This window comes from Citrobacter sp. Igbk 16, assembly GCF_028069755.1.
Lineage (GTDB): Bacteria > Pseudomonadota > Gammaproteobacteria > Enterobacterales > Enterobacteriaceae > Citrobacter.
The window spans coordinates 85,651-101,834 of record NZ_JANEWJ010000012.1; the positions used below are offsets into that span (position 1 = coordinate 85,651).

The 16,184-nt window shown below is 50.6% G+C and carries 15 protein-coding genes; 9 read left to right on the forward strand and 6 right to left on the reverse strand.

What is annotated here, in order from left to right; genetic code table 11:
- The first annotated feature begins 53 nt into the window (after positions 1–53).
- The gene (locus NNO03_RS10400; RefSeq protein ID WP_271449473.1) at positions 54–206 is read left to right on the forward strand and encodes a hypothetical protein; all 153 of its coding nucleotides are present in this window, start codon (positions 54–56) and stop codon (positions 204–206) included.
- Positions 207–244: 38 nt separating this feature from the next.
- Here NNO03_RS10400 and mscK read toward each other — a convergent pair whose 3' ends face one another.
- Together mscK and acrR are read right to left on the reverse strand one after the other, a co-directional pair.
- Positions 245–3,610 (reverse strand): mechanosensitive channel MscK, encoded by a 3,366-nt coding sequence (gene mscK / locus NNO03_RS10405; protein ID WP_271449474.1) that lies wholly within the window; start codon positions 3,608–3,610, stop codon positions 245–247.
- A 127-nt stretch (positions 3,611–3,737) separates the two neighbouring features.
- Positions 3,738–4,388 (reverse strand): multidrug efflux transporter transcriptional repressor AcrR, encoded by a 651-nt coding sequence (gene acrR, locus NNO03_RS10410; protein ID WP_271441600.1) that lies wholly within the window; start codon positions 4,386–4,388, stop codon positions 3,738–3,740.
- 141 nt (positions 4,389–4,529) lie between these two features.
- On the opposite strand from acrR, the gene acrA reads away from it, so the two are divergent.
- The 6 genes from acrA (at position 4,530) to NNO03_RS10440 (ending at position 11,331) form a co-directional block, all read left to right on the forward strand.
- The gene (acrA, locus tag NNO03_RS10415; RefSeq protein WP_048212410.1) at positions 4,530–5,723 is read left to right on the forward strand and encodes a multidrug efflux RND transporter periplasmic adaptor subunit AcrA; all 1,194 of its coding nucleotides are present in this window, start codon (positions 4,530–4,532) and stop codon (positions 5,721–5,723) included.
- Positions 5,724–5,745: 22 nt separating this feature from the next.
- Positions 5,746–8,895, forward strand: a complete 3,150-nt coding sequence (gene acrB / locus NNO03_RS10420; RefSeq protein ID WP_137384610.1) for an efflux RND transporter permease AcrB — start codon at positions 5,746–5,748, stop codon at positions 8,893–8,895.
- A 488-nt stretch (positions 8,896–9,383) separates the two neighbouring features.
- Positions 9,384–9,758 carry an Hha toxicity modulator TomB gene (tomB, locus tag NNO03_RS10425; RefSeq protein WP_003021733.1) on the forward strand — a complete coding sequence of 125 codons (375 nt, stop codon included), beginning with the start codon at positions 9,384–9,386 and terminating at the stop codon, positions 9,756–9,758.
- Positions 9,759–9,785: 27 nt separating this feature from the next.
- Entirely contained in the window at positions 9,786–10,004 is a 219-nt protein-coding gene (locus NNO03_RS10430) for an HHA domain-containing protein (RefSeq protein WP_002892050.1), read from the forward strand.
- Between the two features lie 188 nt (positions 10,005–10,192).
- Complete coding sequence (gene maa, locus NNO03_RS10435; RefSeq protein WP_271441601.1) at positions 10,193–10,744, forward strand: maltose O-acetyltransferase; 552 nt, start codon at positions 10,193–10,195, stop codon at positions 10,742–10,744.
- 116 nt (positions 10,745–10,860) lie between these two features.
- Entirely contained in the window at positions 10,861–11,331 is a 471-nt protein-coding gene (locus NNO03_RS10440; protein WP_271441602.1) for a YlaC family protein, read from the forward strand.
- Positions 11,332–11,408: 77 nt separating this feature from the next.
- Here NNO03_RS10440 and ykgO read toward each other — a convergent pair whose 3' ends face one another.
- Both ykgO and NNO03_RS10450 read right to left on the reverse strand, forming a co-directional pair.
- Positions 11,409–11,549, reverse strand: coding sequence for a type B 50S ribosomal protein L36 (gene ykgO, locus NNO03_RS10445; RefSeq protein WP_005125190.1), 141 nt, complete (start codon positions 11,547–11,549; stop codon positions 11,409–11,411).
- 1 nt (position 11,550) lies between these two features.
- Positions 11,551–11,811: a type B 50S ribosomal protein L31 gene (locus tag NNO03_RS10450; RefSeq protein ID WP_005125189.1), complete on the reverse strand. Its 261-nt coding sequence runs from the start codon at positions 11,809–11,811 to the stop codon at positions 11,551–11,553.
- 188 nt (positions 11,812–11,999) lie between these two features.
- On the opposite strand from NNO03_RS10450, the gene NNO03_RS10455 reads away from it, so the two are divergent.
- The gene (locus NNO03_RS10455; RefSeq protein ID WP_271449475.1) at positions 12,000–13,553 is read left to right on the forward strand and encodes an EAL domain-containing protein; all 1,554 of its coding nucleotides are present in this window, start codon (positions 12,000–12,002) and stop codon (positions 13,551–13,553) included.
- Positions 13,554–13,607: 54 nt separating this feature from the next.
- Here the strand turns inward: NNO03_RS10455 and NNO03_RS10460 are convergent, their stop codons facing one another.
- A complete protein-coding gene (locus tag NNO03_RS10460; protein WP_061067436.1) occupies positions 13,608–13,961 on the reverse strand; it encodes a DUF1428 domain-containing protein in 354 nt (117 codons plus the stop codon).
- A gap of 82 nt (positions 13,962–14,043) precedes the next feature.
- Positions 14,044–14,655: a YitT family protein gene (locus NNO03_RS10465; protein ID WP_271449476.1), complete on the reverse strand. Its 612-nt coding sequence runs from the start codon at positions 14,653–14,655 to the stop codon at positions 14,044–14,046.
- A gap of 86 nt (positions 14,656–14,741) precedes the next feature.
- Between NNO03_RS10465 and NNO03_RS10470 the strand changes: the two genes are divergently transcribed.
- Positions 14,742–16,169 carry a PLP-dependent aminotransferase family protein gene (locus tag NNO03_RS10470; protein WP_271449477.1) on the forward strand — a complete coding sequence of 476 codons (1,428 nt, stop codon included), beginning with the start codon at positions 14,742–14,744 and terminating at the stop codon, positions 16,167–16,169.
- Positions 16,170–16,184: the final 15 nt, after the last annotated feature.

The window sequence follows — 16,184 nt, forward strand, 5'->3', positions numbered from 1 at the left end:
CATTGGCTTCGGTGTCAGAGTCGTCGCAACATCACGACAATAACGGACCGATCATGGAACGACTCCCCATGACACCGCACGATGCGGTCGGCCGGCAGGTAGCACGTAATATCGCACAAAAAATGCTCACCCGCGGTCTGGAACTGGATTTGATTACGCACCTTACAGGCCTGACGCAGGAAGAACTGGTCGCGCTGTCGCACTAAATGCAATCAGGGCGGCTATTTGCCGCCCTGATTGCAACTTAACCTACAGAAGGCGTCGGATCGTCGCCTTTGATGATGTCACGCTTAACCTCTGTCACTGTGTCACCTTTGGCATTATGCAGGTGCACTTCGAGTTGGTTAAAGGCGATATCAATATTGTTTTCACGACATAAACGATCAACCGCGCGGTTCAGTTCATCGACCGTGTGGCTGCGATCCCGCAGTTCGCGAACGTATAAACGCAGTTCATGATCCAGCGTGCTGGCACCGAAAGCAGTAAAGAACACTGCCGGCTCCGGATCGTGCATCACTTTCGGATGTTCTGTTGCCGCCTGTAGCAGCACTTTCTTCACTTTATCCAGATCTGAACCATAAGCCACACCAATACGAATAACCAAACGTGTGGTGGTATCAGACAGTGACCAGTTGATCAGACGTTCCGTCACAAACGCCTTATTCGGGATAATGACCTCTTTGCGATCGAAGTCGGTAATCGTTGTTGCACGAATACGGATCTTGCTGACCGTACCGGAGAACGTACCAATGGTAACCGTATCGCCAATACGTACCGGACGTTCAAACAGAATAATCAGGCCCGAGACGAAGTTACCGAAGATTTCCTGTAAGCCAAAACCCAGACCAACCGACAAGGCCGCTGCCAGCCACTGGAGTTTGTCCCACGATACGCCGAGCGATCCGAAGACGGTCATTGCGCCGATAGCGATAATCGCGTAATTGAGGATCGTGGTGATGGCATACGATGCGCCCTGGCGCATTTTGAGTCGCGACAGCACCAGCACTTCGAGCAGACCCGGTAAGTTGCGGATCAGTGCCCACGCCACCATCGAGGCAATAATGGCAAACAACAAACTGCCCATGGTGACATCTTTCACCACTGCAGCTCCCGCTTCAGTACCGTTGTAATGCCAAAGCGTAATGCTGTCGAGATAACTAAACACAGTGATCAGATCGGACCAAATTGCCCAGAACAGAACACCAAACAGAGCCACCATCAACAGCATCGTAATACGCAGCGTTTGCTGGTTTACCTGTTCCAGCGCTATGGTCGGTTCTTCCTGCGGCTCTGCGCCTTCGGCCCCTTCTTTCACCAGATTCTGGCGACGCGCTAACGCGCGACGCCAGGCGATGCGGCGTGCCGCCACGCTCAACCCACGCAGCACCGTCTGGTATAGCAGGTTCCAGACAATAACCAGATAAACCGTTTCAATCCAACGACCGGCCAGGCGCAGCGTGGTGTAGAAATAACCGGTCGCCGTCAGCACCATTAATGCAATCGGGATAATAGACAGTACGGTGATAGTGACCAGACGCAGACCGTGCGACTCTTTGTCACGCCAGCTTTCACGGCACATTGGCCACACCAGGAAGGCGATCAGCAGCAGGTTAAGGAAAATAACGACTTGCCCTAACACATCATCCATCAGATTCAGCGGCGACAGTTCAGCAATAACCGACCAGAAGTTAAGCGGCAACAGCGCAAGGCTAATACGCACAATCTGGCGACGCCAGTGGCTGGTCTGTTTCGCTGGCATGCCAAAATGACGTATCGCCACGCCATCTTTTTCCAGTACCTTCCAGCACAGACCGAACACCAGCCAGAAAACGGTCATCTTCTTACTGAATGCCCACAGCAGATCGCTGACGTTTAATTGCATCGTCAGCAGAATCAAGCCTACAGCGAGAATAATCAGACATGCGGGTAAGGCTCTGATCAAATCAATCAGTATCGCTTTTGGCGTATTGAGCTGGCTGTCATTACGCAAGTTCCCCACCGCCGCGGCGAGTTTTGCCTGATACTCTTTCAGCCATTTCAGACGCCAGCGGATGAGTCCGGCAATAAGCAGCAACGGCAGACCGGCCAGGAACGCAATGAATACCGCCGGCCAGGCTTTTTCCCAGTTCACGGTAATTTTCATCGACTTAAACTGGTCTTTAAGCGTTTGTGGGAACGCCTTGATCCAGTCCCAGTCCATCGGGCGGTTACTGTTTACCCAGAAGATTTGCTGCGTGAGGATCCCTTTCAGGTTTTTCGATACGCTCATTAACTGCTGTTGATTAATTTGCAGGTTAATGGCCATCATCAATTGGTTACCCAACTGCTTATTCAGCTGGTCCAACAGTTCACGACGCATATCCACAACCTGCAGCAGGGCATCATGGACTTCGCCATTCACTTCATTGCTGTGCCCTTCTTCTAGCCTGGCGACAAACGCATCATTCTGGAATAGCGCATCACGCTGCTGGTTGACCTCGAATTGTTCCAGACGTAAGTCGGCAATACGGTTGGTCATGTCGGCAAGTTCATCTGCCGACGGCAGCGTTTGCTGTTGCTGGTACAGAATGCGTGACAACAGCAGGCTGCCTTTCAGCACGGCGATTTGTTCTTTAATATTGCGCTCAGATTGCAGCGCACGATCAAGCCAGTTTTTGACTTTAATATTTTGCTGCATCAGCGTGTTGCCGTTTTCGGTGGCAGATATCAGACGCTGACTGAGCTGATGGTTAATATCAAGTTCTTGTTTAACTAGCGGGTTGGTCTGGATACGCGCCGCTTCGTCTGGTGTTACCGCTTCCTGCGCCGTCTTTTCGGTTAGCGTCAGACGTTTGCTGTTCACCGCTTCTTGCAGCAACTGAAGCTGATGTTCGAGACGATTCGTATTCGCCGTTACATAATCACGTTGTTTCTGCAAGGTATCCTGCAAAACCGTGTTGCCTTCCAGACTCTTACGCTGTTGATCGATCTGCGCGCTCAGCAACGCTTGCTGCGCCTGCAGCAACACCTGTTGGCTGGGGCGTAATGCCGCCTCACCCACATTAGTCCCATCCAGGCGATTGCGGATTTGCTGCATTTGCTGTGATGCGGTGTACATCGCATTTTGCACACGCTCTGGCTGCGTTTGCAGCGAAACCAACTGACTGTTGTATGCTGCAAGGTCGTTTTGCGCGCTTTGCAGATCGTCCAGCACCTGGGCGACACGAGATTCAAGCTGGCGCAGAGAGAGCGTACTTAGCGTTTTCCGCGTTTCATCGTCATTATCGACATCGCTGAGTGAATTCAACGCATCCGTTGCCTGGCGCATTTTCTCCGGCGCCTGAGCCACTTTCTGACGAAGCTGTACGGTCTCATCTTTTACGCGATCTATTTTATCCAGCGTGGCGATAGTATCGATAAGATCCTGCTGAACCAGTTTGTCCTGCGCGGAAAGATCTTTTTGTTTATTCAGCGCATCCAACTGGCTCTGAATATCCACTTTTGTCGGCAGTTCACCATTCTGTTGCGCTCGCGCAAATGCTGATGACTGGCTGGACAGCAATAGAATGAAGAAAAGAATGCTTATAGCAATAAGATGCTGTGAACGTTTATAGAGCTGCAACATAGTCATGAGAATGAACGTTTCTGAACCGGGAAAGTGACCGAAAATAGTCAAGCGGCAAGAATATCACGGCTGTGGCGGACAGAATAGCAGGAGGGAAACCCTCCAGGAGAATTCCTGGTATTGGGCCTGACCGTTAGCTCGTCTCTGCGACCTTCACACGCAGTGTCGGACAAAGCAGACACATCTCCAGTAGCACTGCAACGTAGTCGCGCGCCTCTTTTCGCAAATCAAACGATTCGGGCGCGAATAACCAGTTCTCAATGATCCCGGAGATATAACTACGCAGTAGTACTGCCACACGGCGCGTATTCAGATTCTCCGGCAACATGTTTGCAGCCATACAGTGTCGCAGCGTTTGTTCGATCCGGTCGTAGTTTTCAAGACACAGGCTGCGTTGAACCAGTTGAACTGTTGCTATTTCCCCGACAAATTCGCATTTGTGGAATATAATCTCCATCAATAAACGTCGGCGTTCTTCAGTCACGGTCGCTTCAAGAACGTAAACTAATATTTCTCTTAATACTGATAGTGGATCGTCGGGGAATTTTGCCTGATACTCAGTTTCTAACTCATCAATGTTAGGTTTTGCTAGCTCCCAGATTTCACTGAATAAATCCGACTTGTTTTTGAAATGCCAATAGATAGCACCGCGAGTTACACCAGCGGCTTTTGCGATCTCCGCAAGCGAGGTGGATGATACCCCTTGCTGCGAAAACAAACGCAGAGCAACATCCAGAATGTGCTGCCGTGTTTCCTGTGCTTGTTGTTTGGTTTTTCGTGCCATATGTCAGTGAATTTACAGGCGTTAGATTTACATACATTTGTGAATGTATGTACCATAGCACGACGATAATATAAACGCAGCAATGGGTTTATGGGCTTTAAGCCATTGATCAATTTGAAATCGGACACTCGAGGTTTACATATGAACAAAAACAGAGGGTTAACGCCTCTGGCAGTCGTTCTGATGCTCTCAGGCAGCTTAGCGCTAACAGGATGTGACGACAAACAGGCCCAACAAGGGGGCCAGCAGATGCCAGAAGTTGGAGTTGTGACGCTCAAAACTGAACCTCTACAGATCACAACTGAACTCCCAGGTCGCACCAGTGCTTTTCGCATTGCGGAAGTTCGCCCTCAGGTCAGCGGTATTATCCTGAAGCGTAACTTTACCGAAGGCGGCGACATTGAAGCGGGTGTGTCTCTCTATCAGATTGATCCTGCTACTTACCAGGCCGCGTACGAAAGTGCGAAAGGCGATCTGGCCAAAGCACAAGCAGCGGCAAATATCGCTCAGCTGACGGTTAAACGTTATCAGAAACTGTTGGGTACGAAGTACATCAGTCAACAGGACTACGATAGCGCGCAGGCAGATGCACAACAGGCGAACGCTGCTGTTGTCGCTGCGAAAGCCGCGGTAGAAACCGCACGTATCAATCTGGCCTATACCAAAGTCACGTCGCCAATCAGCGGCCGCATTGGTAAGTCATCCGTTACTGAAGGCGCGCTGGTGCAAAACGGTCAGGCGACCGCACTGGCGACCGTTCAGCAGCTGGATCCCATCTATGTCGATGTGACGCAGTCAAGTAACGATTTCCTGCGCCTGAAACAAGAGCTGGCCAATGGCACGCTGAAGCAAGAGAACGGTAAAGCGAAAGTTGAACTGGTCACCAGCGACGGTATTAAATTCCCGCAGTCCGGTACGCTGGAGTTTTCGGATGTGACGGTTGATCAAACCACTGGATCAATTACGTTACGCGCAATCTTCCCGAACCCGGATCACACCTTACTGCCGGGTATGTTCGTCCGTGCGCGTCTGGAAGAAGGGACAAACCCAACGGCGTTACTGGTTCCACAGCAAGGCGTTACTCGCACACCGCGTGGTGATGCCAGTGCATTGGTTATCGGTGCTGATGACAAAGTTGAAACGCGTCAAATTGTGGCAGCACAAGCAATTGGCGACAAATGGTTAGTCACTGAAGGACTTAAGCCGGGCGACCGTGTGATTGTAAGTGGGCTGCAGAAAGTTCGTCCTGGCGCTCAGGTAAAAGCGCAGGAAGTCACCGCGGATAATAACCAGCCAGCCGCAAGCGGTAGCCAGCCTGAACAGTCCAAGTCTTAACTTAAACAGGAGCCGTTAAGACATGCCTAATTTCTTTATCGATCGCCCCATATTTGCGTGGGTGATCGCCATTATCATCATGTTGGCAGGGGGGCTCGCGATCCTCAAATTGCCGGTAGCGCAATATCCTACTATTGCACCTCCGGCAGTGACGATCTCCGCGACCTACCCTGGCGCTGATGCCAAAACAGTACAGGATACTGTTACGCAGGTTATCGAACAGAATATGAACGGTATCGATAACCTGATGTACATGTCCTCAAACAGTGACTCCACGGGTACCGTGCAGATCACCTTAACCTTCCAGTCCGGTACTGATGCGGATATCGCGCAGGTACAGGTGCAGAACAAACTGCAGCTGGCCATGCCGTTACTGCCTCAGGAAGTACAGCAGCAAGGGGTTAGCGTTGAGAAATCATCCAGTAGCTTCCTGATGGTTGTTGGTGTTATCAACACCGATGGCACAATGACGCAGGAAGATATCTCGGATTACGTCGCCGCTAACATGAAAGACACCATCAGCCGTACTTCAGGCGTCGGTGACGTGCAGCTATTCGGTTCACAGTACGCGATGCGTATCTGGATGGACCCAACCGAACTGAACAAATACCAGCTTACGCCGGTTGATGTAATTTCCGCGATTAAAGCGCAGAACGCCCAGGTTGCAGCCGGTCAGCTTGGTGGTACGCCACCCGTGAAAGGCCAGCAACTGAACGCCTCTATCATTGCTCAGACGCGTCTGACCTCCACCGACGAATTCGGCAAAATTCTGCTGAAAGTGAACCAGGATGGCTCCCAGGTTCGTCTGCGCGATGTAGCGAAGATTGAGCTGGGTGGTGAAAACTACGACATCATTGCGAAGTTCAACGGCAAGCCTGCGTCTGGTCTGGGTATCAAACTGGCTACCGGTGCGAACGCCCTGGATACCGCAGCGGCTATCCGCGCTGAACTGGTGAAGATGGAACCGTTCTTCCCATCAGGCCTGAAAATTGTTTATCCGTATGACACAACACCGTTCGTGAAAATCTCTATTCACGAAGTCGTGAAGACGCTGGCGGAAGCAATCATCCTCGTGTTCCTGGTTATGTATCTGTTCCTGCAGAACTTCCGCGCGACGCTGATTCCGACCATCGCCGTCCCGGTCGTGTTGTTGGGTACTTTTGCTGTGCTGGCGATTTTCGGCTTCTCGATAAACACGCTAACGATGTTCGGGATGGTGCTCGCCATCGGCCTGTTGGTGGATGACGCCATCGTGGTGGTCGAGAACGTTGAACGTGTCATGGCTGAAGAAGGGCTACCACCGAAAGAAGCAACGCGTAAATCAATGGGCCAGATTCAGGGCGCATTGGTGGGTATCGCGATGGTATTGTCAGCGGTATTTATCCCAATGGCCTTCTTCGGGGGGTCTACCGGTGCGATTTACCGTCAGTTCTCCATCACCATTGTTTCCGCAATGGCGTTGTCTGTACTGGTGGCGTTGATTCTGACCCCTGCCCTGTGTGCAACAATGCTTAAACCGATTGCTAAAGGCGATCACGGTGAAGGTAAAACGGGCTTCTTCGGTTGGTTCAACCGCATGTTCGATAAGAGCACGCACCACTACACCGATAGCGTAGGCGGTATTCTGCGCAGCACCGGTCGTTACCTGGCGCTGTATCTGATCATCGTCGTCGGCATGGCCTATCTGTTTGTTCGCTTGCCAAGCTCCTTCCTGCCAGATGAAGACCAGGGTGTATTCCTGACCATGGCTCAGCTGCCAGCAGGTGCAACGCAAGAGCGTACCCAGAAAGTGCTGGACGAAGTGACGGATTACTACCTGACCAAAGAAAAAGCGAACGTTGAATCGGTGTTTGCGGTTAACGGCTTCGGCTTTGCTGGTCGTGGTCAGAACACCGGTATCGCATTCGTCTCTCTGAAAGACTGGAGTGAACGTCCAGGTGAAGAGAACAAGGTAGAAGCGATTACTCAGCGTGCGATGGGGGCGTTCTCGCAGATTAAAGACGCCATGGTATTCGCCTTTAACCTGCCAGCAATCGTAGAACTGGGCACCGCGACGGGTTTCGACTTCCAGTTGATTGACCAGGCCGGTCTGGGCCATGAAAAATTGACTCAGGCGCGTAACCAGTTGTTTGGTGAAGTCGCGAAACATCCTGATCTGTTAGTGGGCGTACGTCCTAACGGTCTGGAAGATACTCCGCAATTCAAGATCGATATCGATCAGGAAAAAGCGCAGGCTCTGGGTGTTTCCATTAGTGACATTAATACAACGCTGGGCGCTGCATGGGGCGGAAGCTACGTGAACGACTTCATCGACCGTGGTCGTGTGAAGAAAGTTTACGTCATGTCTGAAGCCAAATACCGTATGTTGCCGGAAGATATTGGAAACTGGTATGTCCGTGGTAGCGATGGACAAATGGTGCCGTTCTCTGCGTTCTCTTCCTCGCGTTGGGAATATGGTTCACCGCGTCTGGAACGCTATAACGGTCTGCCGTCCATGGAAATCTTAGGCCAGGCCGCACCGGGTAAAAGTACCGGTGAAGCGATGGCAATGATGGAACAACTGGCCAGCAAACTGCCATCCGGTATCGGCTATGACTGGACAGGCATGTCCTACCAGGAACGACTGTCTGGTAACCAGGCACCTGCCCTGTATGCGATTTCACTGATCGTCGTCTTCCTGTGTCTGGCAGCATTGTACGAGAGCTGGTCAATTCCATTCTCCGTTATGCTGGTCGTTCCGCTGGGGGTTATCGGTGCGCTGCTGGCGGCAACGTTCCGTGGTTTGACCAACGACGTTTACTTCCAGGTGGGCCTGCTCACAACCATTGGGTTGTCGGCGAAGAACGCGATATTGATCGTCGAATTCGCCAAAGACTTGATGGATAAAGAAGGTAAAGGTCTGGTAGAGGCGACACTGGACGCGGTTCGCATGCGTTTACGTCCGATTCTGATGACATCGTTAGCCTTTATCCTCGGCGTAATGCCGTTGGTTATCAGCTCCGGTGCAGGTAGTGGCGCGCAGAACGCCGTCGGTACTGGCGTAATGGGTGGGATGGTCACTGCAACCGTATTGGCTATCTTCTTTGTTCCGGTGTTCTTTGTGGTGGTCCGCCGCCGCTTTAGCCGCAAGAACGAAGATGTTGAACATAGCCACTCAGTTGAGCATCATTGATACATTCCTAAAGATAAGGCCGCGCAAGCGGCCTTTTTTCTGGAAAAAAATCATAAAAAGCGCTTATTGCGATTTCGTTTATTTTCTCTTGTTTAAATAAGCGATATAATCCTTGTGAGCTTAAAGGCTATTCTTAAAAAACGTCACGAACCCTTATTTACTTAAATAAATATTAAGACTATTCCTAGTTTTCGTTCACGGAGTCGGTTGTCGCCTTTCGTTGCTAAACCTAAACAAGATAACTTGATGATTGGCCGAGAATAAAGAAGTTGTTCCATTTCGAATACCGGCATGTATCTGTTAAAATGTAAAAATGGGACTGCATCATAATTTTACATAATTGTAATTTTTCGTGATATGACGATGAAATCTTTTTTAGAGTAGATTATAGTTAAATCATCAGGAGTCGCGGGCAAGTTCCAGGTCGTTTGTTGTATCCATCCCGAAAGGTGTTCGGTTAGTCTAAACCACTAAGAAGGGGATGCGTTATGGATGAATACTCACCGAAAAGACATGATATCGCGCAGCTTAAATTTCTCTGCGAAACTCTGTATCATGACTGTCTTGCAAACCTTGAACAAAGCAACCATGGTTGGGTAAATGACCCTACCTCTGCAACCAGCTTGCAGCTCAATGAACTGATAGAGCATATTGCAACCTTCGCACTTAATTATAAAATTAAGTACAATGAGGACAATAAGCTGATCGCGCAGATTGATGAATACCTGGATGACACTTTTATGTTGTTCAGCAGTTATGGTATTAATACGCAGGATCTGCAGAAATGGCGGAAGTCAGGTAATCGACTATTTCGCTGTTTTGTCAATGCCACCAGGGCTAATCCTGTCAGTTTGTCTTGTTAAAAATTATTACAATCATAGGTAAGAGTTATGTCCGATAAACCATTAACTAAAACAGATTATTTGATGCGCCTACGACGCTGTCAAACAATTGACACGCTTGAACGTGTTATTGAGAAAAATAAATATGAATTGTCTGACAATGAACTGGCTGTATTTTACTCAGCCGCCGATCATCGTCTTGCTGAATTGACAATGAATAAGCTCTACGACAAGATCCCAACATCTGTTTGGAAATTTATTCGTTAATTGCTCATGAGGTTAAGTCAGGTATCGCGAAACATTTGTTTGTCTGACTGACCATTTCCCGTACCAGCAACCATTATTTAATTCAAATCACGTGATTGCGATCACGGTGGGAAAACGGGAACGTTCCCCTTCCCTGCATTGCGTTTTACTGTACTGTGACGGCCTATCAGCAAACAGGAAAGTTCGTAATGAGTGAAGATAAGCAAAAGATGATCGCCGGCGAATTGTATCGCCCGGCAGATGAAACGTTGCGCAACGATCGTCTCCGTGCACGCCAACTCATCCACCGATACAATGCCACCGCACCCGATGCGCAGAGTGAACGTCAGGCTATCTTGCGCGATCTATTGGGTCAAAGCGAAGACGCTTACATTGAGCCCTCTTTTCGTTGTGACTACGGGTATAACATTTATCTCGGCAAAGCGTTTTACGCCAACTTCGACTGCGTCATGCTTGATGTCTGCCCAATCCACATCGGTGATAACTGTATGCTGGCACCGGGAGTCCATATCTATACGGCAACCCATCCATTGGACGCTAACGAACGCAACAGCGGAGTTGAACTAGGGAAACCTGTAACCATCGGGAATAATGTCTGGATCGGGGGGCGCGCAGTGATAAATCCGGGCGTAACTCTGGGCGACAACGTGGTTGTGGCGTCAGGTGCAGTGGTGACTAAAAGCGTTCCGGCAAACACCGTCGTCGGGGGCAATCCGGCACGGATCATCAAAACACTGTGATCTGATATGTAACTGTTATGCTAAATTGTGGTTAATCTGTTACTTTTCTCAGAGGGTATCCCCTTTTAAAATAGGCTGATCCCTCCTGACTATTGCAGACTTCACGAAGGCAAGAGATGACAGAAATACAACGCCTGCTTACCGAAACCATCGACGACTTAAATATTCGCGAAAAGCGCGACAACAAACCGCGCTTTAGCATCAGCTTTATTCGTAAACATCCAGGGCTATTTATCGGCATGTATGTTGCGTTTTTTGCCACGCTGGCGGTAATGCTGCAATCAGAAACGCTGGTCGATTCGGTATGGCTGTTGGTTGTACTGTTCGTCTTACTCAACGCCTTTTTCTTTTTTGACGTTGCGCCGCGTTACCGCTTTGAAGATATTGACGTACTGGATTTCAGAGTCTGCTATAACGGTGAATGGTATAACACGCGCTTTGTGCCGCCCTCACTCATCGACACTATCCTGCACTCTCCCCAAGTCGACAGTGAGCATAAGGCCCAATTGCAAAAAATGATAACGCGGAAAGGTGAACTGTCATTTTATGATGTCTTCACATTAACCCGCGCGCAGACCAGTCAGTAATCACGCCCTGTCACAAACAAAAAAAGTGCGTCCCCCGAGGGGTACGCACTTCAGTCCCTGCAATGCTGGCAAAGTGACTAACGTCTTTTTTTACGGCCCTGTACCGCTTTAAACCGCGGATTCGTTTTGCAGATGACATACAAACGCCCTTTGCGTTTGACTATCTGGCAGTCAGGGTGCCGTTGTTTGGCGCTGCGAAGTGAATTGAGTACCTGCATCTTAACCTCGCTTAGTGCCAATGAAGTGGCCGAAACGTTTCTGGAAACGAGCCGCGCTACCTTCGTTATCGAAGGTTTTTTGTTTACCGGTGTAGTACGGGTGTGACTTAGACGAGATATCAAGCGTTACGTACGGGTACATTTGGCCCTCGAACTCAATCTCTCGTTCGGTTTTGATAGTCGAACCGACCTTAAAGTATTCATTGGCACTGGTATCGTGAAACACCACAGGGCGATAAAAAGGGTGGATATCCGGTTTCATGGCAACCTCAATTTGTTACGTTATAACATAACCAACAAAATACACCACTCCCGTACAGATCTCAACCTGATTTATGCTATGGGTAATTTATCGGAGTGATAAGTGCCCCTAAATATATGATGCCAATCGAATTGCTTTTTTAGCTTTCGGATATACTTTCTCTACGCTGTGTTAATAAGGATATCACTGTGACAACACGACATCTGATTGGCCTGGTGACGGGAATACTGGTTCTGTCCATCCTCGTACCGGTGTGTTTAAGCCTGTGGCTGGCACATCGCCAGGTCGAAACGAAATTTATAGATGAACTTGATTCATTCTCTACTCGGGTCGCTTTGCGTACGGAACGCGTTGGCGAGCAGGCCAAAAAAGCGCTACGAAAAATAGAAGCCTTCCAGGGTGTGCCCTGCTCAGAGGAACATTTGCTGGAAATGCGCCGGTTGTCCTACAGCTACCGTTATATTCAGGAAGTGATGTACCTCAAAGACAATGTTCCACAATGTTCCTCCCTTGAGAAAAGGAGCCTGGCTGCTGCGTTTCCGCCACCAATGAAAATTACGCTTGATGGCTATCGTGCCTGGTTAACTTCGCAAAATGACCTCGGGATAAAGCGCTTTATGGCAGCGCTCGGCAGCGAACATTATGTAGTGATGATTGATCCGGGATCGTTCATTGATGTTATCCCATTTGGTTCATGGCCTATCGAAGTCGCCATTGTGGGTACAGTGAGCAATGTCGTGGTGGCCAGTAGTGCCGATCTCCCTTTAGATGTGTTGCATCATCTGCAAAAAGACAGTTCTATCAACCATTTTCAAAAAGATGGCAGTATTTATAATTCTCGCCCTTTCCCCGAACTGGGTATCACGATCGTAAGCTGGGCATCGACATTACCTTTGCAAAAATCCTGGCACCGACAGGCGCTTATCTGGCTCCCGGCAGGGCTCATTATTGGCCTGCTCACCGCCCTCTTTATTCTGCGTATTTTGCGCCGCTTGCAGTCCCCCCATCACCAATTGCAAGACGCCATTCAGAACCGGGATATCAAAGTCCATTACCAGCCCATTATTTCGCTCAAAACGGGAAAGGTCGTGGGTGCAGAAGCACTGGCTCGTTGGCGACAAGCTGACGGTAGCTATCTCTCACCCGATATTTTTATCCCCCTGGCCGAAGAGACCGGCCTGACAGAACCACTCACACGTTTGATTATTGAAAACGTCTTCGAAGATCTAGGTAAATGGCTGCATCAACATCCTCAACAGCATATATCACTCAACCTTGAGTCAGCCGATTTAAAGTCCGAAACACTTCCGGCACTGCTAAGCCGCATGGTGAACCACTGGCAACTACAACCCGCACAAATTGCCCTGGAACTGACTGAGCGTGAATTTGCCGACCCGAAAAACAGTGCACCGTTTATCGCCAAATACCGTCAGGCAGGCCACTCTATTTATATTGATGATTTTGGTACAGGCTACTCCAGCCTGAGTTATTTGCAGGATCTGGATGTAGACATCCTGAAGATAGACAAATCGTTTGTTGACGCGCTGGAATACAATAACGTCACGCCACATATTATCGAGATAGCCAAAACGCTGAAGCTGGAAATGGTGGCGGAAGGCATCGAGACCGAGAACCAGGAAAGCTGGCTCCGTCAACATGGCGTACAGTATGGTCAGGGCTGGCTGTACAGCAAAGCACTGCCAAAGGCGGAATTTATTCTGTGGGCGGAAAAACGACTCTAACAGGGCACTGGCGTGTATTGAGATGGCTGGCGGCACGCCGCACAGCCAGTCACGTCACTCTTCCATAATGGGCGAGAATCCACCGTAGATCATTCGCTTGCCATCAAATGGCATAGACTCACCAAACTCCTTCATACGGGGATCGGACATCATCTTCTGATTCGCCGCATCGCGGACTTCTTTGGAAGGGTATTCAATCCAGCTGAATACCACTTCTTCATGATCCTGCGCTTTTACCGCCATACGAAAATCGGTCAACTTACCGTCGGGAACATCATCAGCCCAACACTCCACAACGCGCAGTGCACCGAACTCCTTGAAAAGCGGCGCAGCCTTTGCTGCCATCGCGATATATGCCTCCTTGTTTTCGGCAGGAACGGCAACAACAAAACCATCAACATACTTCATCAGATAAACCTCCGAAGTGTACTGCGCGGCAAGCCGATTCCGGCCGCGTCAGTCGAGGTTAAGTTTAGTCGTCAGCAGGCGATTACGCCGTAGGCTCATTCCGAACACGAATACGTGACTGCGGCTGATGGCGAAACCACGGCAGGCAAATCTGAATTAACGGTCCAATAGCTAACGCATACAGCACCGTTCCAACACCCACGGTTCCGCCAAGAAGCCAACCACTGAGCAAAACCGACACCTCAATTGCGGTCCGGATAGTCCGTACAGACCAACCAGTACGCGCATGAATGCCGGTCATCAAGCCGTCACGTGGGCCCGCCCCAAAACCGGCACCGATGTACAGACTGGTCGCTAGCGCATTCAAGATAACCGCCGCCACCAGAAGTCCACTGCGCGTCAGTAGCGATTCAAATCCCGGGATCACCGCCAGCGCGGCATCTGCAGCCAAACCAATCATAATGACATTGCTGAGAGTGCCAAATCCGGGGCGCTGGCGCAGTGGTATCCATGCCAGCAGGACCAGTACCCCCACGGCGATGATCACCAGGCCGATATTCATCGATAATAGATTTGCCACGCCCAGATGAAATACGTTCCACGGGTCAGCCCCTAAATCTGCACGTACAAACATCGCCGTCGAAACGCCGTACAGCGCTAGTCCGATATACAGCTGAAGTAAACGACGCAGCATAATTTTCTCCTCACCTCTCAGATAGCTTTCATCTTCACCGCAATTGGCACTATGATTAATGTCCAGTTTTCAGAAAGTGGACTGCTATGTCATCTCGCCGTTATGGAAGCCAGTCCCTGCAGCGCCTGCTCGGGCACTGGCAGGAGACCCCCTCACGTACACCTATCTGGCGACAGTTGGCAGAGGCACTGCGCCTGCTGATCCTGGATGGCCGACTGGCACTGGATACGCGCTTACCCGGCGAACGCGAACTGGCCGCCGTGCTTGAAGTCAGTCGCACGACGATTGCCAGCGCAATGGCGCAACTGCGGGAAGAAGGGTATCTGGAAAGCCGTCATGGAAGTGGTTCACGCGTGATCCTGCCGGAACATATCCGCCATGTTCCGACGCGAACCGGCACCAGCACCGCGCTGGATTTGTCCACAGCGGCGCTTAGCGCCGGGCCAGAAATTTATCAGGCGTACCAGCAAGCCCTGCTGGCGATGCCACAGCATTTGCTAAGTTCAGGGTATTTACCCCAGGGGTTGCCAACGCTGCGCGAATCTATTGCCCGGCATTATTACGAACGCGGATTACCCACACAGCCGGATGAAATAATGGTGGTGAATGGCGCAGTCAGCGGTCTGGCGCTGATCCTGCGTTTGCTCACGGGGCCCGGCGATCGTGTGTTGGTCGATCATCCTACCTATCCGCTCGCCATTGCGGCCATTCAAGGTGCGTCCTGCCGCCCCGTGGGCGTGTCACTGCCCGAACACGGTTGGGATACATCGGGCCTTGTTGCCACTATCGCGCAAACCGCGCCAAGAATGGCCTACCTGATGCCTGATTTTCACAACCCTACCGGACGTTGTATGGATGCGGCGACACGCCAGGCTATCGCCGATATCTCCGCCAGAACCCGCACGACACTGGTGGTGGACGAAACCATGGTCAATCTGTGGTATGACGCCCCGCCACCACCACCGCTGGCGGCATTCCATGATGACGCGCCCATCATCATGCTGGGGTCTGCGGGGAAAAGTTTTTGGGGAGGTCTGCGTCTGGGATGGATTCGGGCCTCATCGCGTACCATTGCCGCGCTGGTACAGACTCGCGACACATTTGATTTAGGATCACCAGTACTTGAACAGCTTGCCACGGGCTGGTTGCTGGACAATGCGACCGATTTTCTTCCAGACAGACGGCAATTGCTCACCACCCGGCGCGATCGGTGCCATGACCTGATGAAGACACATTTCCCGGAGTGGCAGTTTACTCAACCGCAGGGGGGACTCTCTTTCTGGGTTGAATTACCCGATACGCTGGCGACGTTGTTTGCCGCGCGCGCTGAAAGTGCAGGTATTCAGTTGGGTACCGGGACGCGCTTCGGCCTGGATGGCGCATTCGATCGCTTCTTACGCATGCCCTTCGCACTGCCCGATGACACAATGCGCTCGGCCTTCCGGACATTGCAACCCATTTGGGACAACCTGCGTTTACAGGCAAGTCACGGGAAAATGCGCAAAATAATATGAGCGACGAGCCACAAA